This is a genomic window from Mesorhizobium sp. Ca11 (genome assembly GCF_020165275.1).
In the GTDB taxonomy this organism is placed as follows: domain Bacteria; phylum Pseudomonadota; class Alphaproteobacteria; order Rhizobiales; family Rhizobiaceae; genus Mesorhizobium.
This window is the reverse complement of sequence record NZ_JAIUHU010000001.1, coordinates 129,943-153,856: the sequence shown is the minus strand read 5'-3', so window position 1 is coordinate 153,856 and position 23,914 is coordinate 129,943. Positions and strand designations below refer to the sequence as shown.

The window sequence follows — 23,914 nt, the reverse complement described above, 5'->3', positions numbered from 1 at the left end:
CTGCGCGTCCGCTTCGCTCCCGCTCCGCCCGTGGATGACGAGGGAGGGGTGTTGCGGCCAATCGCGAACGGAGCAGCTTCCATTTGGAATGCTGAAAGCCGGTTGATGGAGGGCACCCTTAAAAACTTCGCAGTTCCAAACCGGCTCGCGGTTCACTAATCTCAGCGTTGCAACCTGCGCCGCGGTGAACCCATGTCCGACGCCCTGAAGACCTCTGGCATGACCCGGCTGAGGAATTATTTCCTGACGGGCTTCATCGTCTGCGCGCCGCTGGCGATCACGGTCTATATCGCCTGGTCGCTGATCGGCTGGGTCGATTCCTGGGTAAAACCCTATATCCCAGCCCGCTACAACCCCGATACCTATCTGCCGTTCCCGGTTCCGGGCTTCGGGCTGATCGTGGCGCTGGTGCTGATCACGCTGATCGGCTTCCTGACGGCGAACATCGTCGGCCGCGCCATTGTCAATTTCGGCGAGCGGCTGCTTGGCCGCATGCCGCTGGTGCGTGGCATCTATGGCTCGCTGAAGCAGATTTTCGAGACGGTGCTGTCGAACAAGGGCGACATGTTCCGCCAGGTCGGGTTGGTCGAATATCCGAGAAAGGGCGTCTGGTCGCTGGTCTTCGTCGCCAGCGACAAGGAAACCGAGATCAACCAGAAGCTCGATCAGGAAGGTGATCCGCTGATTGCGGTGTTCATGCCCTGCACGCCCAATCCGACCACCGGTTTCCTGATGTATGTCCACAAATCCGAGATCGTGCCGCTCGACATGTCGATCGAGGACGGCGCCAAGCTGATCGTCTCGGCCGGCATGGTAGCGCCGGAGGTCAAGGCCAAGCTGGTGACGCTGAATGGCGAACCGGTCGAAGGACCGCTCGCCAATCCGCCGCTCGGCGCTCAGCCGGCGCGCAGCAGCCGCACCGCCTCGTCGCGGCCGAACAGGTAAAGCAGCAGCCGCAGCGCCCCGCCGCGTTCGGACTGCAATTCCGGGTCGCGCGACACGATCAGACGTGCGTCGTCGCGCGCGGCTTCGAGCAGATCGGCATGGAACTCGAGGCGCGCCACCTGGAAGCCCGGCGTGCCGGACTGGCGGGTGCCCAGCAACTCACCTTCGCCGCGCAGTTTCAGGTCCTCCTCGGCGATCTTGAAGCCGTCCTCTGTCTCGCGCATCACCGAGAGCCGGCGTTTGGCCGTCTCGCCGAGCGGCTCCTTGTAGAGCAGGACGCAGGAGGAGGGCTTGTCGCCGCGCCCGACCCGGCCGCGCAACTGGTGCAACTGGGCAAGGCCGAAGCGTTCGGCATGCTCGATCACCATGATCGTTGCGTCGGGCACGTCGACGCCGACCTCGACCACGGTGGTGGCGATGAGGATGCGCGTTTCGCCCTGCTTGAAGGAGCGCATCGCCTCGTCTTTCTCCGCACCCTTCATGCGACCGTGCACCAGGCCGATCCGGTCGCCGAAGAGCGGTTTCAGCGAAGCAAAGCGGTCCTCCGCCGACATCAGCTTGATCTCTTCGGATTCCTCGACCAGCGGGCAGATCCAGTAGATCTTCTGGCCATCGGCGACGGCGTCAAGCATGCGGCCGACCAGCTCATCCAGCCGTTCCATCGGCAAGGTGACGGTGCGGATCGGCTGCCGGCCGGCCGGCTTCTCGGTCAGTTTCGAGACGTCCATGTCGCCGAAGGCGGTCAGCACCAGCGTGCGCGGAATGGGCGTCGCCGTCATCACCAGCATATCGGGTGCATCGCCCTTGGCGGTGATGGCGAGGCGCTGATGAACGCCGAAGCGGTGCTGCTCGTCGACGACGGCAAGCACCAAGTCGTGAAACGTCACGCTTTCCTGGAACAGCGCATGCGTGCCGACGACGATGTCGATTTCGCCGCCGGCAAGACCGGCAAGCGTCTCGGCACGCTCGCGGCCCTTCTCGCGCCCGGTCAGGATAGCGAGGCGCAGGCCGGCTTTTTCCGCTAGCGGCGCGATCGTCGCCAGATGCTGGCGCGCCAGGATCTCGGTCGGCGCCATCAGCGCCGCCTGGCCGCCGGCCTCGACCGCGCGCGCCATGGCGAGCAGCGCCACCACCGTCTTGCCTGAGCCGACATCGCCCTGCAGCAGGCGCAGCATGCGTTCGGGATCGGCAAGGTCCGCATTGATTTCGCCGAGCGCGAATTCCTGGCTGGGGGTGAGCTTGTAGGGCAGGGCAGCTCGCAGCTTCTCGACGATGCGGCCGTCGCCGGTAAGCGGCCGGCCCGAGAGGCGGCGAATTCTCGCTCGCACCAGCGCCAGCGAAACCTGGCCGGCCAGCAATTCGTCATAGCCAAGGCGTCGCCAGGCCGATCCCTCGACGGCAACGTCGATCGGATCCTTCGGATAATGGATGCGGGCGAGCGCATCGCTGAAGGACGGGAATGTATGGCGGCGCATGAAGGCATCGTCCTGCCACTCCGGCAGTTCTGGCAGGCGGCCAAGCGCCTGTCCGATGGCGCGGCGCAGCACCTTGGCCGAGAGGCCGGCGGTGAGCGGATAGACCGGCTCGACCAACGGTAGGCCCTCGGCCTCGTCGATCGGCGCGATGTGGTCGGGATGGACCATCGTCGGGCGGCCGTTGAACCACTCCATGCGGCCCGAGATCACCACACGCTCGCCCTCGGGAAGCATTTTCTGCAAATAGGCGGCATGGGCATGGAAGAAGGTCAGTGCGACCTCGCCGGTGTCGTCATGGGCGTAAACCCTGTACGGCACCGACCTGTTGCCGCGCGGCGGCGGCTGATGGCGGTCGACGCGCACCTCGAGCGTGACGATCTGGCCCTCGGCCGACAGCGCGATGCCAGGCCGGTTGCGGCGGTCGATGACGGTGTTGGGCAGCACGAACAGAAGGTCGGCCGCGCGCGCAGCGCGATCGCCGAGGTCGGCTGGCACGACACGCTCGATCAGCAATCCGACCTTCGGGCCGACGCCGGCAAGCGAAGTGATCGGAACGAACAAGGGATCGAGGACGGTGGGACGCATCGTGTCAGCTTATGTCGCGACGAGGGCAGCGCAAAGGCTGACACCGCTCTCTATCCACGCTATACGCGCCGCTTTGGACAGGGATGCGGCGCCATGACCGGAACACAGCGATCAAGCGAGGGGTTGGACGCGCGCCGCCGCAAGCTCCTGTTCCGCTCCTGGCATCGCGGCATGCGCGAGATGGACCTGATCCTCGGTTCCTTCGCCGACGCCGAGATCGGCGCCTTGACCGGCGATGAAATCGACCAATATGAGAGACTTCTCGAAATTCCCGACACCGAATTTTTCCCGATGGTCACCGGCGAGCGCCCAGTTTCGCCCGATATCGACTGCGCGGTTCTGCGGAAGATCCTGGCGTCGCGCCGGACCATGACATTTTGAAAAACGCATATCCATGACCCTCATTCCTTCCATTGGCCTGCCCAAGGGCCGCGCCGGCCAGTTCGTTGTCGACGGCGTCGCCGACGGCTACGAAGCCTTCGCCCTGGTGCAGACGGCGCAGGAGATCGCGCCCGACAAGCCGGTGCTGTTCGTCGCGCGCGACGGCCAGCGGCTGCCAGCGATCATCGAGGCGCTCGCCTTTGCCGCGCCCGGCCTGCCGGTGCTGGAGCTGCCGGCCTGGGACTGCCTGCCTTACGATCGAGTCTCGCCCGGCGCAGATGCCGCGGCGCGGCGGCTCGACGCGCTTTCGGCCATGATCGCACTGGCCAAGAAACCGCATCGCGCGGTGATCCTCACCACCGCCAATGCGCTGTTGCAGCGCATCCCGCCGGCCGAGCTGATCGAAGCGCAGACTTTCCACGCCAAGCCGGGAAACCAGATCGACATGAACGCGCTGATCGCGCGGCTGGAGACGTCCGGCTTCGAGCGCGTGCCGACCGTTCGCGGGCTTGGTGAATTCGCGGTGCGCGGCGGCATCCTCGACCTTTTCGCGCCCGGCTGGAGCGAGGCGCTCAGGCTCGACTTCTTCGGCGACACGCTGGAATCGATCCGCGTCTTCGACGTCGCGACGCAGCGCACCACCGGGCAGCGCAAGTCGATGTCGCTGCAAGCGATGAGCGAGGTGGCGCTGACACCGGAAACGATCAGCCGCTTTCGCCGGTCCTATATCGAGGCCTTCGGCGCGCCGTCGCGCGACGACGCGCTCTACGCGGCGGTCAGCGAAGGCCGCCGCTTCGCCGGCATGGAGCACTGGCTGCCCTTCTTCTACGAGCGGCTGGAGACCGTGTTCGACTATCTGCCGGACGCGCCCGTCGTGTTCGACCATCTGGCACATGAGGCCTTGGCCGAGCGCCACACGCTGATCCTCGACCATTACGAGGCGCGGCGGAAGCAGGCCGACAGCGCGCTCAAGGATGCCGTACCTTACAAGCCGGTGGCGCCGGATCTGCTGTATCTCTCGCCCGAAAACCTCAAGGCGTCGCTCGGACCGCGCGAGGACATAGACTTCACCGTCTTCGACGCCCCCGACGTCGGCGGCAAAAAAGTCTTCCATGGCGGCTCGCGGCAAGGCCGCAGCTTTGCCGAGGAGCGCGCCGATCCCAACATCAACGTCTTCGACGTCGTCGTGAAGCACATTGCCGACGAGCGCGCGGCGCGTCGCCGCGTCGTCGTCGCCGGCTGGACTGAAGGCTCGCTCGACCGGCTCGGGCAAATTCTCGCGGAGCACCATCTCAGTAATCTGAAACCTGTCGCGACGCTGGCCGAGGTCGAAAAGCTAGAGCCGGGGCAGGCGGGCCTTGCCGTGCTGCCGCTCGAATCCGGCTTTGAGACCGACGATCTGGTCGTCGTCGCCGAGCAGGACATCCTCGGCGACAGGCTCATTCGGCGTTCCAAGCGCAAGAAGAAGGCCTCCGATTTCATAGCCGAAGCCTCGTCGCTGTCGGCAGGCGACATCGTCGTCCATGCCGACCATGGCATAGGCCGCTTCATCGGCTTGCGCACCATCGAAGCGCTCGGCGCGCCGCATGACTGTCTCGAAATCCACTACGCCGGCGACGATCGCCTGTTCCTGCCGGTGGAAAACATCGAGCTTCTGTCGCGCTATGGCTCGGATTCGGCTGAGGCGACGCTCGACAAGCTGGGCGGCGGCGCCTGGCAGGCGCGCAAGGCACGGCTGAAGCGGCGTCTGCTCGATATGGCCGGGCAATTGATCCGCATCGCCGCCGAGCGGCAGATGCGTGCAGCGCCCTCCATGATCCCGGCGGAAGGGCTTTATGGCGAGTTCGCCGCCCGTTTCCCCTATGAGGAGACCGACGACCAGCAGACGGCGATCGATTCCGTCCTGGATGATCTCGGCGCCGGCAAACCGATGGACCGGCTGATCTGCGGCGACGTCGGTTTCGGCAAGACGGAAGTTGCGTTGCGCGCCGCCTTCATAGCGGCCATGGAGGGGTTCCAGGTCGCGGTCGTGGTGCCGACGACGTTGTTGTCGCGGCAGCACTTCAAAACCTTCTCGCAGCGCTTTTCGGGCCTGCCGATCCGCATTGCGCAGGCGTCGCGCCTGGTTGGTTCAAAAGAATTGGCGGAGACCAAGAAGGGCATCGCCGAAGGCACGGTCGACATCGTCGTCGGCACGCACGCGCTGCTCGGCAGCTCGATCTCGTTCAAGCGCCTCGGCCTGCTGATCATCGACGAGGAGCAACATTTCGGCGTCAAGCACAAGGAGCGGCTGAAGGATCTCAAGTCCGACGTGCATGTGCTGACGCTGTCGGCGACGCCGATCCCGCGCACGCTGCAACTGGCGCTGACCGGCGTTCGCGAGCTCTCGCTGATCGCCACGCCGCCGGTCGACCGCATGGCGGTGCGCACCTTCATCTCACCCTTCGATCCGCTGGTCATCCGCGAGACACTGCTGCGCGAACGCTATCGCGGCGGCCATTCCTTCTATGTCGTGCCGCGTATTAGCGACCTGGCCGAAATCCAGGATTTCCTGAGGGAATCCGTGCCGGAGCTGAAAGTGGCGGTGGCGCATGGCCAGATGCCGCCGGGCGAGCTCGACGACATCATGAACGCTTTCTACGACGGTCAGTATGACGTGCTCCTGTCGACCACCATCGTCGAATCCGGGCTCGATATCCCGACCGCAAACACGCTGATCATCCATCGCGCCGACATGTTCGGCCTCGCGCAGCTTTATCAGTTGCGCGGCCGCGTCGGCCGTTCGAAGGTGCGCGCCTATGCGCTGTTCACGCTACCGGCGAACCGCAAGCTCACCGATACGGCCGAGCGCAGGCTGAAGGTGCTGCAGTCGCTCGACACGCTCGGCGCAGGGTTCCAGCTCGCCAGCCACGACCTCGACATCCGTGGCGCCGGCAATCTTCTGGGCGAAGAGCAGTCCGGCCATATCAAGGAGGTCGGCTTCGAGCTCTACCAGCAGATGCTGGAAGAGGCGGTGGCCGAGGTGAAGGATACCGGCGAGGCGCAGGACGGCGGCTGGTCGCCGCAGATCGCCGTCGGCACCGCGGTGATGATCCCGGAAAGCTATGTGCCCGACCTGCAGCTCCGCATGGCGCTCTACCGACGCCTTGGCGACCTCGAAACCACCGAGGAGATCGACGGCTTCGGCGCCGAGCTGATCGACCGTTTCGGGCCTTTGCCGGAAGAGGTGACGCACCTGTTGAAGATCGTCTTCATCAAGGCGCTCTGCCGCAGGGCCAATGTCGAGAAGCTCGATGCCGGGCCCAAGGGCGTCGTCATTCATTTCCGCAAGCGCGAGTTCCCCAATCCGGTCGGGCTGGTCAAGTTCATCGGCGAGCAGGGATCGCTGGCCAAGATCAGGGCCGACCATAGCGTCGTTTTCATCCGCGACTGGCCGAACGCGGAGAAGCGGCTCGCCGGCTCGGCCGTGGTGATGACGCAACTGGCGCGGCTCGTCGATAAGGCCGCGTAACGGCGTCTACATTGGAAGCCGAGCAGCTCAACGCATTCGCCACCACTGAAAAACCCGGCTAGAATAGGCAGTCGGCTTCGTGTAAGGAGCCGCGACCTCGTATCGAGGCTGGAATGGCGGGCAACCACGCTCGCCGGTTTATTTGACGCAATTCCGGACGGAAAGCCGTTACACTTTCCTGGAGTTGCTCTGGAAGGGCGTTGGGTGCAGCGATGACGAAATGGTCCCCGAATTCGTGGAGGGCAAAGCCGATCAAGCAGGTCCCGGCCTACCCGGACCTTGGGGCTTTGCAAGCCACGGAAGCGCGGCTCGCGACCTATCCGCCGCTGGTCTTCGCCGGCGAGGCGCGCAAGCTGAAGAAGCAGCTGGCGGCGGTCGCCGCCGGCGAAGCCTTCCTGCTCCAGGGCGGCGATTGCGCCGAGAGCTTTGCCGAGCATGGCGCCGACAACATCCGCGACTTCTTCCGCGTGTTCCTGCAGATGTCGGTGGTGCTTACCTTCGCCGGCGCGCAGCCGGTGGTGAAGGTCGGCCGCGTCGCCGGCCAGTTCGCCAAGCCGCGCTCGTCCGACAACGAGACGAAGGCCGGCGTGACGCTGCCGAGCTACCGCGGCGACATCATCAACGGCATTGAATTCGACGCCTCCTCGCGCATTCCGGATCCGGCGCGCCAGGAGATGGCGTATCGCCAGTCCGCCGCGACGCTCAATCTTCTGCGCGCCTTCGCGCAGGGCGGCTATGCCAGCCTGGAAAACGTGCATCGCTGGATGCTGGGCTTCGTCGCCGACAGCCCGCAGGGAGAAAAATACGAATCGCTCGCCAACCGCATCACCGAGACGATGGATTTCATGCGCGCGGTGGGCATCACGTCCGAAACCAATTTCGCGCTGCGCGAAACGGATTTCTACACCAGCCACGAGGCGCTGCTGCTCGGCTATGAGGAAGCGCTGACGCGAGTCGATTCGACCTCCGGCGACTGGTACGCGACCTCGGGCCACATGATCTGGATCGGCGATCGCACCCGCCAGCCAGATCACGCGCATATCGAATATTGCCGCGGCATCAAGAATCCGCTCGGCCTGAAATGCGGGCCGTCGCTGACACCGGACGGCCTGATGGAATTGATCGACCTGCTCAATCCCGAAAACGAGCCGGGCCGTCTGACGCTGATCGCGCGCTTCGGCTCCGACAAGGTCGCCGAGCATCTGCCGAAGCTGGTGCGGGCAGTTAAGAAGGAAGGCCGCAACGTTGTCTGGTCGTCGGATCCGATGCATGGCAACACGATCGAGGCGGCCGGCTACAAGACGCGGCCGTTCGACCGCATCCTCAAGGAAGTGCAGACCTTCTTCGAAGTTCATCGCGCGGAAGGCACGCATCCGGGCGGCATCCATATAGAGATGACCGGCAAGAACGTCACCGAATGCACGGGCGGCGCCCGCGCCATCACGGCGGAAGACCTGCAGGACCGCTATCACACCCATTGCGACCCGCGCCTCAACGCGGATCAGGCGATCGAGCTCGCCTTCCTGGTCTCGGACCTGCTCAAGAAGAGCCATCCGGTCCAGCACAAGCAGGCCGCCAACGCCTGAACAGAGGCTTGACGCCTATCGTCGGAGGCGCTGGCGGCGATGCCGCCGCCTTTTGACGTCGGGCTAATAAACTTCAAGTCGCGGGTCATTCCAGATCGGGCGGTCCAGGCGGATCGCCCGGGAAACTGGCCCTGCCGGGCGGAATGACGGCAAAGCTGATCTCCAGCGGCGGTGCCTTGAGCGACCAGTCGAACGGCACGGTCTTGACCGGCAGGCCGGCGATCCACGCCTGCTGTTGCGGGGAGAGCCTCCAACCGGTCGGCCACACCAGCAGCAGGCCCTGATCCCGCAGGCGCTGGTCCGTGATCCAGGGGGCAAGGCGCCTGTCGAGCGTCGTGAAAATCGACGGCCGGTCCGCCGCTTCCAGCCCGGCAAGCTGAGCCACGCCGTCCTCGCCGCCGACGATGCCCAGTGGTCCTGGTACCGTCTCATGCCAGATCGCTTCGGCCGTCTGCGAGATCGATCGTGCCGGCCAGCACATCGGCTGCAGGCGACCGAGGACGTTGCAACCGGTCCAGCGTGTAATCGCATAGGCGCTCGATACGCCGACCACGCATAGCAGTGCCAGCAGCGTCAGCCGGCGCAACTCAGCCAGCCCCAGGCGTTGTCCCAAGAGTGCAACCGCGAGGGTGCCGACCAAATTGTACATCGTCGCGCCCCAGGACTCGCCGGTGCCGGTAAACAGCGAGGCGGCCATGATCAGGAGCGCCGGCCCCAGGCCCATCCATGCCAGGTAGACAATCGCGCGCCGCTCGGGGGCAGGGCGGGCCGGTAAGGGGTCTCGTGCCGGGCCGGGCCGCCGTCGCAGCAGGCCGGAAATAGCAAGAACGGCGGGAAGAGCGGCAAGCCCTGCAAGCTGAACGCCGATATAGTAGAGCCGTGCGCGGTTAGCGAGCACCCAGGCGTTGCGATGCTCCGCATAGGTCAGCGGCAGGAAATCGAGGCGGAAAAGCGCAATTGCCAGCGGCGCCGCGAGGCCCAGAAAAACCGCAAGACCGAGCCATGGCCATGGGGTGGCAAGCCGGCTTCGAGCGCGGGCGTCGTACAAAATCCAGATACCACCGAACACCAGTAGCAGAGCCGTCGAGAGCTTTGCGTAGAGCCCGATGCCGGAGACGAGGCCGAGGGCGAGCCACCAGCCTGGACGGCCGTCGCACGCCGAGCGCCACAGCAACCATGAGATTGCGGCCCAGAACGGCATCTGCGCATAGTCATGGTTGAATTGCGGGGTCGGCCAGCCGAAGAAATAGATCGACGGCATCAAGAGCACGGCGGCGATCGCCCGGGTCGGGCCCATGATGTCGCGCGCGAGAAGGTAGACCAAAACGAAAGTCGTCGAGATCATCAACTGCGACAGCATATATTGCGGCCAGCGGAATGAGCCGGTGAGCAGGTGGCTGATCTCGAGCAGCCAGCAGGGGAGTTGCGGGTGCTTGTAGGTCAGCAGCACCCATTCGCGTCCCCACATGAAACCCTCGACGACGTCGCGCGGCGGCCCAACATTGACGAGCGCGGGCATGACAGTCCAGCAAGCGATCTGGATCAGGCATAAAAGCGCCAGCAACCGCCATGGATGCCGGACCAGACCTTTCCAGATGGAAGACAGATCGTCTTCCGCCGCAGCCGCGGCGGGCCAGACATGCACGGATTCACTGGTTCTCGACATACGGGCCTAAAATCATACCGATGGATTGCTGAACAGTCCGATAGCAAAAGCTTACGAAAAAGTATTCTTCCGCAACATTGTAAAACCAAGATTGCGATGGAACCCGTCGCCGGCGCTTCGGGCAGGACCGGCCGGCCGATCATTGCCGGAGCCCGTCCGTAGCGCCGCGGTTTTAGCAATACAGGTTCCTCCATGCGCCATCAGCATGCCGTCATCCATCACCGGGGCCTCGATTTCTGGTCGGCGCGCGCCGCGGTTCTCGTCGTCATCTGCCTGCAGCTTCTGGTCATCAACAACCTGTCCTTCGGTCCGCGCTGGCTGGCCCCTACAGTGGAGGCGGCGCTGCTGGCGCCCCTGTCGATCGCGACGGCCTGGACGCAAATGGCGACGCGCAACGCCGTCGACCATGAGCATTGGTACGCGATCGGCCGATTGCGCCTCTATATCCGCCGCGCAGCATTGGTGATGACCGGCGTCATCAGCATCATGAATTGCGGGTCGCTGGTCTTCCTGGTGCGGGCGTTGCTGGAAGGGCATGCCGGGGCCGGCACGACGCTGCTCGTCGACGCGCTCAACATCTGGGTCACCAATGTGATTGTCTTTGCGCTATGGTTCTGGAGCACCGACCGGGGCGGCCCGCCGACCTGCGGGCTGGTCAAGCGAGCGCAGGCAGATTTCCTGTTTCCGCAAATGACGCTGCCAGATCGCGAGATACAGGGCTGGCTGCCGGGCTTCGTCGACTATGTCTTCCTGGCCTTCACCAATGCCACGGCGTTCTCGCCGACCGACACCTTGCCGCTCACGCAGCGCGCGAAGCTCCTGATGATGGCCGAAGCGATGATCTCGCTCCTGACGATCGCGCTGGTGGCGGCGCGTGCGGTGAACATCCTGGCTTAAAACTGGATCGATATTCGGGTGAGGGCGGCCTGCGAATGGCGGCCTCCTGCGCTTCCGGTGCTCACGTACTTGAAGTACGCTCCGCTCGGGTTCTCGGAGGCCACCATTCTCGGCTCTTCCTGACCTGAATCTCGATACAGTTTTCGGAGTTCAGTAGCCGCGCTCCCAGCGCATTCCGGCAAGCCTTGGGTCCGCAAAAGCAGCGCGTGAGAATTCCAGCCTCTTCTCCGGGAATTCGCAGATCGCCTGCAGGCCGAAAGAGCCGATCCGGATGCGCCAGGTCTGCGGCTCCAGCGGCCTGGCCTTGGCAAAGCCCTTGCAGGTCAACAGCGCGATGTTGGCGCCCCTGGGATCGCGCACCGAGCGATAGCGGATCGCCTGCAACTCGGCTTCGCGCGCGACATCGGCGATCGCCTGGCAGGCGGTGTAGTCGGTGGGCTGCGTCCAGGCCTGTTCGTCGCGATCCAGGGGCGGCCGTGTCAGGTCGATCGCGCGGCCGCATTTTATCGCAGCGGCGAAGGCAGTGTATTCCGCGGCGTCGTTCGGCCATGGCGTCGCCGGCGACTCCGCAAAGAACAGCAAGCGGTAGAAAGCCATTTCCGCCACCGCCGTCAGCACCGTCTCGGCGGCATAATAGACGCCTTTGGTCTTACCGGCGCGGCGAAAACGCGAGCCGTATGGATAAACGGAGCCATAGCGAAAAGGCGTCGACAACAGGTAATGGAGGTGGCGGCACTCCAGCGGGATATGCGGCTTGGTGTCCTCGATGAGATCTTCCAGCAGCGCCTGCTCGTCGAGCGTGTCGATGAGCTTAAGGGTCGAGACGCGGTGCTGCGCCTCGACCATTCGCCAGTACTTGCCTTCGAGCCGGACGGCCTCAGACGAGAGCGCGCCGGGAGTCCAGGTAGGCAATGACATCGACAAGTCCGGCAATCGTCAGGATTTTTTCGAGCGGCGTGCCGTCGAGCGTGGTGTTGGGATTCTTCAGCCACGCCCGGGCGACGGTCTCGTCGCCGCCGACGATGGCGTCGAGCGAGCGGAACAGGCGCACGAACAGCACCGCCAATTCGAACGGCTTGGTGCCGCGTTCAAGCAGGAATTCCTGCCGGCGCATGCGCGAGACCGTTGCTTCCGACACGCCGATGACCAAGGCAAGCGTCCTGGCGGTGATATCGAGCAGGTCGGCCGCGCGCAGCGTGGCCTTGGTAATGACGGCATTTTCGGCCGCCGTCGCGGCCGCGACTGGACGTTGCATAAGCGCACCCTTTCATTTCTGTGGAAAATATAATCCACAAAAATTCGCCTGGAAAGGGGTGTGTCAGTCTTTCTTGTAAAGCAGCCAGCTTTTGCCAGCCCGGCTGACCGTGGCCGAGTGCTTTGTCACACGGTTGCGGCCGCCGACCTTGGAGCGGTAAAGCGCCTGGTCGGCCTTGGTGTAGAGATCCTCGGGGTTTTCCGCCTCCGAGGCCATGCAGATGCCCATCGATACGGTAACGGTGCCGTAGTTCATGCCGGTCTGGCTGCCGGTGAACGGTGTCTGCTCGATTAGCGCGCGGATGCGCTCGGCGATCTCGTATGTGGCTTCCTCGCTGGCGCCTTCGACGATAAGCGCGAACTCCTCGCCGCCGGTTCGCGCGACAAATATGTCGGCACGCACGCTGGACTGGAAGATCTCGGCGATGATCTGCAGGATCCTGTCGCCGACCGGGTGGCCATAGCGATCGTTTATGTCCTTGAAATGATCGATATCGGCAAGGATCAAGGCGTTGAACAATATGCCGCGGTTGCTGTTGTAGATCCGGGTGATCTCCTTGTCGAAGGCGCGGCGGTTCCACAGCTGCGTAAGCGGGTCGGTGTCGGCGAGCCGCTTGTATTCCTCGAGCTTCGACTTGACGCTTTCAAGCTCGGCTGTCTTTTCGCTGAGCGTGCTGGCGATCTGACGGCCATGGTCGATCGTCGAGCTGGTGGCGGCTGACATCGCGCCTGCGATCTTCTGCAGGAGTTCTTGCGAAAGCAGGCTGCGATTGCTCAGGCCGCTCGAGGTCTCGTCGAGGATGCGGCCATACTTCTCGATATGCGAGCGCTCGCTGCGCAACAGCGCGGCGATGTCCTCGAGCTCCTTGGCGACCACTTCACGGGCGTGCTCGACAATGGCGGGGCCGTGGTGCTGCGGGAAGAAGCTCCGTCCGATGCGGTCGAGATCTTCCTGGGTCGGGCGGTTGCTCAACGAGACGACGGCAAGGCTGAGTTCGCGATTGCTGCTGCTGAGCGCCTCGTAGAAGATTTCATAGTTACGCGGCAGGCCAAGCACGCCGAGCTGTCGCATCGTCGTCACGACGGTGCTGGCGATGTCGGTATTCCTGTCGGTCGGAATGGCTGCCGGCTTCATGTCTGTTCACTGCCCCTTCAGTGCGACCGGAGACCTGCCACCGCCGGCGTTCGCTCACGCGGGGATTTGAATCAGAACTGCGACGGCGCGTCCCCAACACGACCATCGCTTGTGGGAACGATAAATGCAGTCCTGCTAAAGTTTCCTTAATAGCCTGCATTTCCTCATTGTCCTTGCTACCACAGGGTGCAAAGCGGTGCAGGGGCAGCTTCTGAAACGCGTCGCTTCGGTGTCGCATTTGCCGGTGCCCGGTCATCTCAAAACTGGAATTCTATCCGGCAATGAACGGTGCAGACGACGTCGAAGGAGGCCGGAATGGACGACAATCATAGCGGATCGTGCCTGTGCGGGGCGGTGCGTTTCAGAACGAAGGGCCCGCTACGCGGCGTGATTTATTGCCATTGTTCACAATGCCGCAAGCAGAGCGGCCATTTCTACGCCGCAACCAATGTAGCGGACGCCGACATCGTTATCGAAGGCATGGAAAATCTCACCTGGTATGAGGCATCCGACTTCGCCAAGCGTGGCTTTTGCAAGACATGCGGCTCGGTGCTGTTTTGGAAGCCGAAAGGCGATGCATATGTTTCGGTTATGGCTGGTTCATTCGAGGAACCGAGCGGGCTTCAGGGCGAATGCCACATCTTCGTCGGCGACAAGGGCGATTATTATTCGATCGAGGACGGGTTGCCGCAGTTCGAGAAATCGGCGCCGTCGATAAAGGTCGCGGGCGGATGAATTTTGCAGCGGCTGCCTTATTCCCTTGGTCCCACCATTGCGATATCCCCTGCCGGTGACTCGCAAAGGGGCAGAGGAATGCAGCGGCTGATCGATGCTTTCATCAATTCAGTGCGGGCCTTCCGCAAGTTGGCCGCCCACGAAAAGGCGTTCCAGCAGGAATTGCTGTTGCTGGCGCTCGCCTTGCCGGCCGGCTGGTTCATCTCGGTTTCCTGGCGCGGCTATGCCCTGCTGATCGGTGCTGTGCTGCTCCTGATCATGGTCGAAGTGCTCAACACCGGCATCGAGGCGGCTTGCGACGCAATCTCGCGCGAATTCCACATCGACATCCAACTTGCCAAGGACTGCGGTTCGCTGGCCGTGCTGATTTCGATCGTGATCGCCGGCGGCGTCTGGGGCATCGCCCTCATCGAACGCCTTGTCGGCGCGCCGATCTGATCCTCGCGGATTGATCAAGATCCTGCCTGGTCTTCCCTGGCGCGTTCGCGCTTCGCGAAGTGATGGCCTACCAACCAAGCGACCACGGCGATAACGATGCCGACGCCGAGGGCGATGAGCAGGCGCTGATGGCGAGCAAACGCCTGGCCCACGATTTCCTCCGCGCCCAGGCCGAAGACATAGCCGATGCCGCTGAACAGGGCCGACCAGACCGCGGACGAGATGGCATTCAGGATGACGAAACGCGGCATGGACACGGTCGACAGGCCGGCGGCGACGCCGCCGACCAGGCGCATGCCGTAGATATAGCGGTTGGTCAGCACGAAAATGTTGGGATGGGTGTTGAGCAGGCGATAGGCGCGGCTGAAGCCCGGACGCCTGCGCAACAGTCTCACATAGCGATGTTCGGCGAAGCTGCGCCCCAGGGTGAAGAAGAACGTGTCGCCGGCGAAGGCGCCGAGGAAGGCGGCAAAGAAAGTCTGCCACAGCACGAAAACATGCTGATGAGCGAAGAAGCCGCCCAGGATCGCCGCGCTTTCGCCTTCGGCCACGCAACCCAGGAAGACCGCGATCAGCCCGTATTGCTCGATGAGGCGATGGATGGTCTCGCTCATTCTGTTGCGGGCCGCGCGGACAGTTTTTCGTCAATGCGCCTGATCTGCTCGGCCATGCGCAGGATTTCGTCACGCATGCCGATGATCTCGCTATGGCGAAGCTCGTCGAGTTTTTCATGCAGGGCCATGATCTCGATCTCGGCCTTCAGATTGACCTCGTAGTCATGGGCGGCGTCGATGCGGTCGCGCTCGGTCTGGCGGTTCTGCGACATCATGATCACCGGCGCCTGGATCGCCGCCAGCATCGACAGAACAAGGTTGAGGAAGATGAAAGGGTAGGGGTCGAAGGCGTCGCGGGTGAGCAGCCAGGCGTTGCCGGCAGTCCAGACAACAAGAAAGGCCAGGAAGCTCAGGATGAAGGACCAGGAGCCGCCGATCCTGGCGATGGTGTCGGCAATACGGTCGCCATAGGTCTCGTGGAAGGCCACGGCCTTGTTGGTGTCGCGGGTGATGGTGGTGCGCTCGAGCGTCGACTGGAGCACGCGGCTCTCGAGCGGACCGAAACCGTCCGGCTTTCGCTTGAGCAGGCGGTTCGCCATGTCTTCGACGATCTTGTTCATTTGTCCTCTCCTTCGGCCGGGCGTCGATAGAGGTAGAGGCTGCCGGGCCGGACGTGAAGTGATAGATTGCGGCGAACAAGCGGGGACAATGATGCTCGATTTCCAGAAAATCCATGCACGGGCGGCAAAGCGCAAGGGCGGAGAGGCCGTGCTGGCGCCGTTGCTTGGCCCCGCGCCCGATAATATGGCGGTGGCAAAGATCCCCGACGACCGCATCCTCTCCACCATGGCCGAGCGCATTTTCGCCGCCGGCTTCGTGTGGCGGGTGATCGAGCAGAAATGGCCAGGTTTCGAGGAAGCGTTCCTCGGCTTCGAGCCGAAGCGGCTTCTGTTCCAGCCGGACGACTTCTGGCACGAGCTTGCATCCGACAGCCGCATCGTGCGCAATCCGCAGAAGATCAAGTCGGTGCGCGACAATGCCGCCTTCGTTGATCGCGTCTCGAAGGAGAATGGCAGCTTCGGCAAATTCATCGCCTCCTGGCCCGCGGACGATCAGGTCGGCCTGACCGCCTATCTCGCCAAGCATGGCAGCCGGCTCGGGGGCAACACCGGCCAGTATTTCCTGCGCTGGCTCGAATGGGACACGTTTGTGGTCTCTACCGACATGGCGGCGGCATTGCGCGATGCGGGCCTCGACATCGCCGAAAACCCGACCTCGAAGCGGGACCTCGACAAGATCCAGGCGCAGATCAACCAATGGTCGGCCGAGACCGGCCTGCCGCGCCGCCACATCTCGCGCATCCTGGCGATGTCGATCGGCGAGAACCGCTCGGCAGAGGCGCTGCGCGAATATATGAGCGACTAGGTGGTTGGGATCGATCGACGTCCGTCGATCGATCAGGGAGATAGTCGGCTCTGCCGGCGCCGCCGATCAGTCAGGATACGATCCTCGATCGATCAAGGACATGATCGGCTCCGCCGATTAGTCAGGATACGGTCCTCAATCGATCAGGGACATAATCGGCTCTGCCGATTAGTCAGGATACGATCTTCGATCGATCAGGGACATAATCGGCTCCGCCGATTAGTCCTAAGTGGCACAACCAAACGCCATTGCGGGGCGATTTCAGCCACGCTAAATCCGTACCATGACCAAGACCGCTCCCGATATCCTGCGCATTGCCGTCGCCCAGCTCAACCCGACCGTCGGCGACGTCGCCGGCAATCTGGCAAAAGCGCGCGAGGCGAGGGCGGACGCGGCGCGCCAGGGCGCCGATCTGGTGCTCTACACCGAGCTCTTCCTCGCCGGCTATCCGCCGGAAGACCTGGTGCTGAAGCCTTCCTTCCTGAAGGCTTGCGAGAAGGCGGCGCAGGACCTCGCCGAGGACACGGCCGATGGCGGGCCGGGCGTCATCGTCGGCACGCCGCTGAAGCGCCGGACCGGCACGCATAACTCGATCGTCTTCGCCGACGGCGGCAAGATCATCGCCGAGCGCTACAAGCTCGACCTGCCGAATTATGGCGAGTTCGACGAGAAGCGCGTCTTCCAGGCCGGGCCGGAACTGCAGGGTCCGGTCAACTTCCGCGGCGTGCGCATCGGCATTCCGATCTGCGAGGACATCTGGGGCGACATCGCCGTGTGCGAGACGCTTGCCGAAAGCGGCGCCGAGATCCTGCTGGTGCCGAATGGCTCCCCCTATTATCGCGCCAAGATCGACGTTCGCCACCAGGTCGTCATTCGCCAGGTCATCGAGACCGGCCTGCCGATGATCTATGCCAACCAGCTCGGCGGCCAGGACGAGCTGATTTTCGACGGCGCCTCGTTCGCCATCGGGGCCGACAAGACGCTGGCCTTCCAGATGAGCCAGTTCGAGGAGGCGGTCGCCGTCACCACCTGGAAACGGAAAGGCGATCATTGGGTCTGCTCGGAAGGCCCGATGTCGAAGATCCCCGAGCGTGAAGAGGCCGACTACCGGGCCTGCATGCTGGGTCTGCGCGACTACGTCAACAAGAACGGTTTCAAGAACGTGGTGCTCGGCCTCTCCGGCGGCATCGACTCGGCGATCTGCGCCGCTTTGGCCGTCGATGCGCTGGGCGAAGAGCGGCTGCGCACCGTCATGATGCCCTACCGCTATACGTCGAAGGATTCGCTGAAGGACGCCGAGGACTGCGCGCGCGCGCTTGGCTGCCGCTATGATATCGTGCCGATCTCCGAGCCGGTCGAAGGCTTCAGGCACGCGCTGACCCAGCTCTTCGAGGGTACCCAGGAAGGTATCACCGAGGAGAACCTGCAGAGCCGCGCCCGCGGCACGATCCTGATGGCAATCTCCAACAAGTTCGGCTCGATGGTGGTCACCACGGGCAACAAGAGCGAGATGTCGGTCGGCTACGCCACGCTCTACGGCGACATGAATGGCGGCTTCAACCCGATCAAGGATCTCTACAAGATGCAGGTCTACGCGCTGTCGCGCTGGCGCAACAACCATGTGCCGCCGGGTGCGCTCGGACCGTCGGGCGAGGTAATCCCGAACAACATCATCGACAAGGCGCCGTCGGCGGAGCTGCGCGAGAACCAGACCGACCAGGATTCGCTGCCGCCCTATCCGGTGCTGGACGACATCCTGGAATGCCTGGTGGAGAACGAGATGAGCGTCGACGACATCGTCGCGCGTGGCCACGACCGGGCGACGGTGACGCGTGTCGAGCATCTGCTCTATATCGCCGAATACAAGCGCCGGCAGGCGGCGCCTGGCGTGAAGATTACCAAGAAGAATTTCGGCCGCGACCGCCGCTACCCGATCACCAACCGGTTCCGGGATCGCGGCTAGTCCGCGAGATTGCGCCGCGCATGCAGGATGTTGAAATCAGTTTCGACGTGTCGCGGATCGATTTCCGGGCGACCTCCGATCTGCTCATGCAAAGCTATTGGGGTGCGTCCAGAACCGACGAAGCCAACCGCCGCGCCTTCGACAACTCGCTCTGCGTCGGCGCCTATCTCGATGGCAAGCAGGTCGGATTCGCCCGCGCGATCACCGACTACACGGTCTTTGCCTATCTTGCCGACGTCATCGTCTGGCCGGAGCGTCGTGGGCATGGCATCGGCAAACGGCTTGTGCAGGCACTCCTGGATCATCCCGATATGAAGACGGTTTCTCATTGGAGCCTCACGACCAGCGACGCTCACAGCCTCTACCAGAAGTTCGGGTTCCGGGCGGAAGGGCGCTACATGCGACTGGATCGCTCACCCGCTGCCTGAGGCCTGGCCACAACCCGCCGTTGTTGCAAATTCGTCGCAGTGCTTGGACCAGATGTCGTTTTGGCGACGGGCCGACTTGGCGATCGGTTGATGCCTGCCTATAACAACCTTTCCGCGATTCCCTTCCGGGAGGACCGTATGGCAGGATTTGACATCGTTATGCGAGGCCGCGAGGCCTAGGTCGGCGCTGGCGCTCCGAGGGTTTCTCGGAGAGCCAGACGCGGACCAGGCATCTGCCGCTGCCGGTCGCCGCCTCAGGGCAGGCGGCCTACCATACTGAACCTCCCGCTTTCAGGGTCGCCGCAACGCGCGGACGCGGGTTTTCCAATTCGATTTTTACCGGGACCGGGCTTGTTTGCGCCCGGATGACATCATGGCTCGTTTCAAGATCGACCTGCGCGCAAGCGCCTTTCGCAGCGTGCTTGGCTTTACGTTCAGCCATTGGCGCCACCAGCCGTGGCGGCTTTCGCTCATCATGGGCGCCTTCCTGCTCTCGACGCTCGCCGACGTGCTGACACCCTTCTATTCCGGCCGCCTGGTCGATGCCGTCGCCAGCGGCGCCGGAACCGACGCAGTCGCCTGGAATGCGGCGATGACGGCGTTCTCGACCCTGATGGCGCTGGCGCTGGCCGGTGTCGCGCTGCGCAATGTCGCGTTCCTGTGCATCGTCCAGTTGACGCTGAAGATGATGTCGGACATCGCGGCCGACGCCTTCCATCGGGTGCAGCGCTTTTCGACGGACTGGCACGCCAACAGCTTTGCCGGATCGACGGTGCGCAAGATAACGCGCGGCATGTGGGCGCTGGACCTGCTCAACGACACGATCCTGATCGCGCTGCTGCCGTCGGTCGTCATGCTCGTCGGCTCCACGCTGCTGCTCGGCTGGTTCTGGCCGTTGATGGGGACCGTGGTGGCCGCCGGTTCGGTGCTGTTCATCGCCGTCACGGCGATGCTGTCGCTCGGCTATGTCGCGCCTGCTGCGCGGCTCGCCAACAGCTGGGACACGCGGCTGGGCGGCTCGCTGGCAGACGCGGTGAGCTGCAACGCCGTCGTCAAGGGCTTCGGCGCGGAGGCTCGCGAGGAAGCGCGGCTGGCGCGCGTCGTCGCCAAATGGCGCCTGCGCACCGGCCGCACCTGGATGCGCGGCACTGCCAACGGCACCACGCAAGGGGTGCTGCTGCTGGTGATGCGGGCGGCGGTCATCGGTCTTGCCCTCATGTTGTGGGCCTGGGGCCAGGCGAGCGCCGGCGACGTTGCTTTCGTGCTGACCTCGTTTTTCGTGCTGCAGGGATATCTGCGCGACATCGGCACGCATATCCGCAACCTGCAGCGCTCGATCAACGACATGGAGGAACTGGTTGACTTCCAGTCCGAGCCGCTCGGCATCGAGGACCGGCCCGGCGCTCGGCCGATCCGGATCGGCGACGGGCACATCGCCTTCGACAAGGTGACGTTCCACTACGGCACCCACCTTCTGCCGCTCTACCGCGATTTCTCGGTCGATATCGCGGCCGGCGAGCGCATCGGACTGGTCGGGCATTCGGGCTCGGGCAAGACGACCTTCGTCAAGCTGATCCAGCGGCTTTATGATGTGAGTGCCGGGCGGATACTGATCGACGGGCAGGACATCTCGCAGGTCGAGCAGGCTTCGTTGCGCAGCCAGATCGCCATCGTTCAGCAGGAGCCGATCCTGTTCCACCGGTCGCTCGCCGAAAACATCGCCTATGCCAGGCCCGGCGCCAGCCAGGCCGAGATCGAGCATGCGGCCAAACTCGCGAGCGCGCATGATTTCATCACCAGCCTGCCCAAGGGCTATGGAACCCTGGTCGGCGAGCGTGGCGTGAAGTTGTCGGGCGGCGAGCGTCAACGTGTGGCGATCGCCCGCGCCTTCCTGGCCGACGCGCGCATTCTGATCCTGGACGAGGCGACATCGAGCCTTGATTCGGAATCGGAAGTGCTGATTCAGAAGGCGATGGAGCGATTGATGGTCGGGCGCACGACCCTGGTGATCGCGCACCGGCTCTCGACGGTGCGCGCGCTCGACCGGCTGCTGGTCTTCGATCGCGGGCGTATTGCCGAGGAAGGTTCGCATGACGAGCTGATCCGGCTGAACGGCGGCATCTACCGGCGGCTGTTCGAGCGTCAGGCGCTCGAGCTGACCAAGGGCCTCGTCGCCTGAGGAAAGGACGGCGCCCGGCCTCCGCCGGGCGCCATCAGCCGCAACACGGTTGCAACCGCTCTCCCGTCATACGGTTAGAGGGGTTCAATATGTTTTTCAAATTACTTTATATATATTGAAATTTTTAGGAAATTATATTTTAGATTTTAGCTATTCACGCACATTCAAACAATGATTTTAATGTATTTACAGAAAAGAAAATCAGATATGGCAGAAGAAGGCCTATAGGATTTTTTTGCAGGAAGCCGACCAGGCGGAGATTTCCTTTGAGAAGCACGACCGCCTTTAGCGCTTTCGTATAGGCAATCACGATGAATCTTGTTTCCGCGAGTCCGGGACAGGTGGTTGCGCCACTGGAATCCCAGCATGGCTCGGTTCGGCCTTTAACCGCCGAGGATCTCGAGCAGGTCGCCGCGCTGTTCCTGATGAAGTTTCGCCATCGTCGCCGCCAGCGCGATCACGCGATCGCGCTGACGGCGGATTATATGAGGGGGCTTTACCTGGACGAGGATGAGAGCAAGGCTCTTGTCCAGATCAACCCGCAGGGCCGCTTGGGTGGCTTCATGGGCGTTCTGAAAGCCCGCTATGAGCTCAATGGAAGAGCATTGAGCGCGGCCATCATCGGTCCCTTCATGACCGACTCCCGCACCGATCACGGTTGGGCCGGCCCGCAATTGCTGCGTGCCCTGCATCAAGGCGAATTCGATCTGTACCTGACCGATTCCGCCAACCGGACATCCTTGGCCTTCGCGCGTCCGATGAAGTATCAGCTGCTGCCGGTGCATTGCCTGGAGTGGACCTGTATTTTCCGGCCGGGCGCCATGGCCGCCGCCGTGCTGCGCCGTAAATGGCCCGGGCTGCCGCGCCTGGCACTCGATCCTTGCGCGAGAGCGTTCGACGCTCTTGCAGGAAAAAGGTTCGAGCCATCGGCCCAGCATTCGTCATCCCAACGGCTCCACCGGGAGCCGATCGATGCGGCCCAATTTGCGGAGCAACTGCCTGCCCTCATGACCGACTACTCCCTTCGGCCGAGTTGGAGGGGCGAGGAGTTGCCGCGGCTGCTCGCGCTGGCGGCCGAGAAGCGGGCCGACGGGCCACTTCATTTCGGCGGGACTTACGACGAAACGGGCAGGATGCTGGGCTGCTACGCCTTCTACGGCCAGGCCGGCGGCATCGCGAACCTATTGCAAATCCAGGCATCCGGATCCCATTGGGGAGCGACGCTGGATGGCCTCATCGCGGCTGCGCGGGAGATGGGCTGCGTCGGCATCGCCGGGCAGACGCAGAACCGGTTCATGCCGCAACTCTTCGGCCACAAGGACGTCTTCTTCCGCTATGCCGGGGGCACGATGGTCCGCTCGCGCATCGCCGAGGTCACCGAAGCGGTCCGCTCCGGCGACATTTTCATCGGCGGGTTGATGGGCGATCGTTGGACCCGGCTCAGTTCCGACGATTTTGGCCGTGCCTGAGCGGGTCAGGCGAACTTGCGCGGCGCGGCGCAGAAGCCGGCAATGATCTGGCAAAGGTCGGGTTCGTTGACCATCCGGATGGCTTCGTTCGGGCCAACCCATTTGCGCGTCCGCGCGCGCTTCTCTTTCCAGCGATCCGCGACGCGGTCGACATGCAGCGGAAAGACCAGTACCTCGCAAGGCACTTCCTCGCCGGAGGCGAGGACTTTGGCGTAGAAATAGCGGCCGGCTTCAACATGCGATATGGAGCCGCGCAGTCCGGCTTCCTCGCCTGCTTCGCGAGCGGCGGCTTCGCAAAGCGGTTCCCTGGCTTCGGGCCAACCCTTGGGCAGCACCCAGCGACCGGTGTCGCGGCTGGTGATCAGCATGATCTCGACGCCGTTCTCACTCTCGCGCCAAGGCAAGGCGGCAACCTGCAGGCGACAAGGCGCAACGCCGAAGAGCCGCCGGACTCTTTCGGCCATCTGGTTGTGCGTCGTCGGCCTCGTCAACATGGTAAGAAGCTGCCCCAGCCTCCAGAATCGTTTGCCACCTTACGAATCTTACGGCGAATTATGAGCTTTAAAAGTAAAAAACTTCACTCCGTCGGAAAATCTCACCAGAAAAAGTCAATCCCGCAAAGTAGTCGTGCTCCTTGGCACGACTACACGACCCAAGTTTGAGGCAGATTCTCTGGAAAACAAAATGGCCGTTCAGCCGGCGTGATCGTCCGCGATCGGCTTCTGGTAAGTGAAGCCCATGTCCCACGGGAAGTAGATCCAGGTGTCCTGACTGACCTCAGTGACGAATGTGTCGACCAGCGGACGGCCCTTCGGCTTGGCATAGACCGTCGCGAAATGCGCCTTCGGCATCATCGCGCGCACTATGCCGGCCGTCTTGCCGGTATCGGTCAGGTCGTCGATGATCAGCACGCCGGCTCCGTCATCGGCGAGCAACGGAGGCGAAATCTCCTTCAGGACCTGCAGCTGACCCTGGCTGGTGTAGTCATGATAGGAGGCCACGCACACCGTCTCGATGACGCGGATGCCGAGTTCGCGCGCGATGATGGCGGCGGGCACCAGGCCGCCGCGCGTGATGCAGACGATCGCCTTCCATTGCCCCTTGTTGGCGCCGGACAGCCGCCAGGAAAGCGCGCGGGCGTCGCGGTGGAACTGGTCCCAGGAGACGGGAAAGGCTTTTTCGGGAAGGGACATGTTCGCGCACTCCGCAAGCGCGCGCCATCAGCGCGCAGAAACAATGGAATGCAGGCGGAATTAGCTGGAAAGCCTTGCTCTTGGCAAGGGACAGC

At 63.4% G+C, this 23,914-nt stretch carries 21 protein-coding genes; 12 read left to right on the top strand and 9 right to left on the bottom strand.

Annotated elements, in window-relative coordinates:
• The first annotated feature begins 192 nt into the window (after nucleotides 1–192).
• Nucleotides 193–945 carry a DUF502 domain-containing protein gene (locus LB538_RS00800; RefSeq protein ID WP_224525452.1) on the top strand — a complete coding sequence of 251 codons (753 nt, stop codon included), beginning with the start codon at nucleotides 193–195 and terminating at the stop codon, nucleotides 943–945.
• Here LB538_RS00800 and recG read toward each other — a convergent pair.
• A complete protein-coding gene (gene recG / locus LB538_RS00795; protein ID WP_224525453.1) occupies nucleotides 897–3,005 on the bottom strand; it encodes an ATP-dependent DNA helicase RecG in 2,109 nt (702 codons plus the stop codon). The genes LB538_RS00800 and recG overlap by 49 nt on opposite strands.
• Nucleotides 3,006–3,098: 93 nt before the next feature.
• On the opposite strand from recG, the gene LB538_RS00790 reads away from it, so the two are divergent.
• The 3 genes from LB538_RS00790 to LB538_RS00780 all read left to right on the top strand — a co-directional run bounded on the left by LB538_RS00790 (nucleotide 3,099) and on the right by LB538_RS00780 (nucleotide 8,483).
• Nucleotides 3,099–3,386 carry a succinate dehydrogenase assembly factor 2 gene (locus LB538_RS00790; RefSeq protein ID WP_140840305.1) on the top strand — a complete coding sequence of 96 codons (288 nt, stop codon included), beginning with the start codon at nucleotides 3,099–3,101 and terminating at the stop codon, nucleotides 3,384–3,386.
• 13 nt (nucleotides 3,387–3,399) lie between these two features.
• Complete coding sequence (gene mfd / locus LB538_RS00785; RefSeq protein ID WP_224525455.1) at nucleotides 3,400–6,897, top strand: transcription-repair coupling factor; 3,498 nt, start codon at nucleotides 3,400–3,402, stop codon at nucleotides 6,895–6,897.
• A gap of 212 nt (nucleotides 6,898–7,109) precedes the next feature.
• Nucleotides 7,110–8,483, top strand: coding sequence for a class II 3-deoxy-7-phosphoheptulonate synthase (locus LB538_RS00780; protein WP_095765121.1), 1,374 nt, complete (start codon nucleotides 7,110–7,112; stop codon nucleotides 8,481–8,483).
• An 85-nt stretch (nucleotides 8,484–8,568) separates the two neighbouring features.
• Here the strand turns inward: LB538_RS00780 and LB538_RS00775 are convergent, their stop codons facing one another.
• Nucleotides 8,569–10,128, bottom strand: a complete 1,560-nt coding sequence (locus LB538_RS00775; protein ID WP_224525457.1) for a glycosyltransferase family 39 protein — start codon at nucleotides 10,126–10,128, stop codon at nucleotides 8,569–8,571.
• 213 nt (nucleotides 10,129–10,341) lie between these two features.
• Here LB538_RS00775 and LB538_RS00770 point away from each other — a divergent pair, with 213 nt between their 5' ends.
• Nucleotides 10,342–11,046, top strand: coding sequence for a hypothetical protein (locus tag LB538_RS00770; protein ID WP_140840299.1), 705 nt, complete (start codon nucleotides 10,342–10,344; stop codon nucleotides 11,044–11,046).
• Between the two features lie 150 nt (nucleotides 11,047–11,196).
• On the opposite strand, the gene LB538_RS00765 is transcribed toward LB538_RS00770, so the two are convergent.
• From LB538_RS00765 to LB538_RS00755, 3 genes are all read right to left on the bottom strand, one after another.
• Nucleotides 11,197–11,964 (bottom strand): RES family NAD+ phosphorylase, encoded by a 768-nt coding sequence (locus LB538_RS00765; RefSeq protein WP_224525458.1) that lies wholly within the window; start codon nucleotides 11,962–11,964, stop codon nucleotides 11,197–11,199.
• Entirely contained in the window at nucleotides 11,924–12,301 is a 378-nt protein-coding gene (locus LB538_RS00760; RefSeq protein ID WP_027166494.1) for an antitoxin Xre/MbcA/ParS toxin-binding domain-containing protein, read from the bottom strand. The genes LB538_RS00765 and LB538_RS00760 overlap by 41 nt, the downstream gene beginning before the upstream one ends.
• A 63-nt stretch (nucleotides 12,302–12,364) precedes the next feature.
• Nucleotides 12,365–13,435: a GGDEF domain-containing protein gene (locus tag LB538_RS00755; RefSeq protein WP_224525459.1), complete on the bottom strand. Its 1,071-nt coding sequence runs from the start codon at nucleotides 13,433–13,435 to the stop codon at nucleotides 12,365–12,367.
• 315 nt (nucleotides 13,436–13,750) lie between these two features.
• Between LB538_RS00755 and LB538_RS00750 the strand changes: the two genes are divergently transcribed.
• Together LB538_RS00750 and LB538_RS00745 are read left to right on the top strand one after the other, a co-directional pair.
• On the top strand, nucleotides 13,751–14,170 hold the full coding sequence (locus LB538_RS00750) for a GFA family protein (protein ID WP_140691016.1): 420 nt from the start codon (nucleotides 13,751–13,753) through the stop codon (nucleotides 14,168–14,170).
• Nucleotides 14,171–14,248: 78 nt separating this feature from the next.
• Nucleotides 14,249–14,608, top strand: a complete 360-nt coding sequence (locus tag LB538_RS00745) for a diacylglycerol kinase (RefSeq protein WP_095765126.1) — start codon at nucleotides 14,249–14,251, stop codon at nucleotides 14,606–14,608.
• A 14-nt stretch (nucleotides 14,609–14,622) separates the two neighbouring features.
• Here the strand turns inward: LB538_RS00745 and LB538_RS00740 are convergent, their stop codons facing one another.
• Together LB538_RS00740 and LB538_RS00735 are read right to left on the bottom strand one after the other, a co-directional pair.
• The gene (locus LB538_RS00740) at nucleotides 14,623–15,222 is read right to left on the bottom strand and encodes a DedA family protein (RefSeq protein ID WP_140840291.1); all 600 of its coding nucleotides are present in this window, start codon (nucleotides 15,220–15,222) and stop codon (nucleotides 14,623–14,625) included.
• Nucleotides 15,219–15,782 (bottom strand): DUF1003 domain-containing protein, encoded by a 564-nt coding sequence (locus LB538_RS00735; RefSeq protein ID WP_140840289.1) that lies wholly within the window; start codon nucleotides 15,780–15,782, stop codon nucleotides 15,219–15,221. Before LB538_RS00735 ends, LB538_RS00740 begins: the two co-directional genes overlap by 4 nt.
• 91 nt (nucleotides 15,783–15,873) lie before the next feature.
• Here LB538_RS00735 and LB538_RS00730 point away from each other — a divergent pair, with 91 nt between their 5' ends.
• The 5 genes from LB538_RS00730 (at nucleotide 15,874) to LB538_RS00710 (ending at nucleotide 22,626) form a co-directional block, all read left to right on the top strand.
• Nucleotides 15,874–16,587, top strand: coding sequence for a DNA-3-methyladenine glycosylase I (locus LB538_RS00730; RefSeq protein WP_140691115.1), 714 nt, complete (start codon nucleotides 15,874–15,876; stop codon nucleotides 16,585–16,587).
• Between the two features lie 283 nt (nucleotides 16,588–16,870).
• A complete protein-coding gene (locus tag LB538_RS00725) occupies nucleotides 16,871–18,550 on the top strand; it encodes an NAD+ synthase (protein ID WP_224525460.1) in 1,680 nt (559 codons plus the stop codon).
• A gap of 20 nt (nucleotides 18,551–18,570) precedes the next feature.
• On the top strand, nucleotides 18,571–18,978 hold the full coding sequence (locus tag LB538_RS00720) for a GNAT family N-acetyltransferase (protein WP_224525461.1): 408 nt from the start codon (nucleotides 18,571–18,573) through the stop codon (nucleotides 18,976–18,978).
• 373 nt (nucleotides 18,979–19,351) lie between these two features.
• Nucleotides 19,352–21,157 carry an ABC transporter ATP-binding protein gene (locus tag LB538_RS00715; RefSeq protein WP_224525462.1) on the top strand — a complete coding sequence of 602 codons (1,806 nt, stop codon included), beginning with the start codon at nucleotides 19,352–19,354 and terminating at the stop codon, nucleotides 21,155–21,157.
• Nucleotides 21,158–21,468: 311 nt separating this feature from the next.
• Nucleotides 21,469–22,626: a hypothetical protein gene (locus LB538_RS00710; RefSeq protein WP_224525464.1), complete on the top strand. Its 1,158-nt coding sequence runs from the start codon at nucleotides 21,469–21,471 to the stop codon at nucleotides 22,624–22,626.
• A 5-nt stretch (nucleotides 22,627–22,631) separates the two neighbouring features.
• On the opposite strand, the gene LB538_RS00705 is transcribed toward LB538_RS00710, so the two are convergent.
• Both LB538_RS00705 and gpt read right to left on the bottom strand, forming a co-directional pair.
• Complete coding sequence (locus LB538_RS00705; protein WP_224525466.1) at nucleotides 22,632–23,120, bottom strand: NUDIX hydrolase; 489 nt, start codon at nucleotides 23,118–23,120, stop codon at nucleotides 22,632–22,634.
• A 198-nt stretch (nucleotides 23,121–23,318) separates the two neighbouring features.
• Nucleotides 23,319–23,819: a xanthine phosphoribosyltransferase gene (gene gpt / locus LB538_RS00700; protein ID WP_095765134.1), complete on the bottom strand. Its 501-nt coding sequence runs from the start codon at nucleotides 23,817–23,819 to the stop codon at nucleotides 23,319–23,321.
• Nucleotides 23,820–23,914 lie beyond the last annotated feature (95 nt).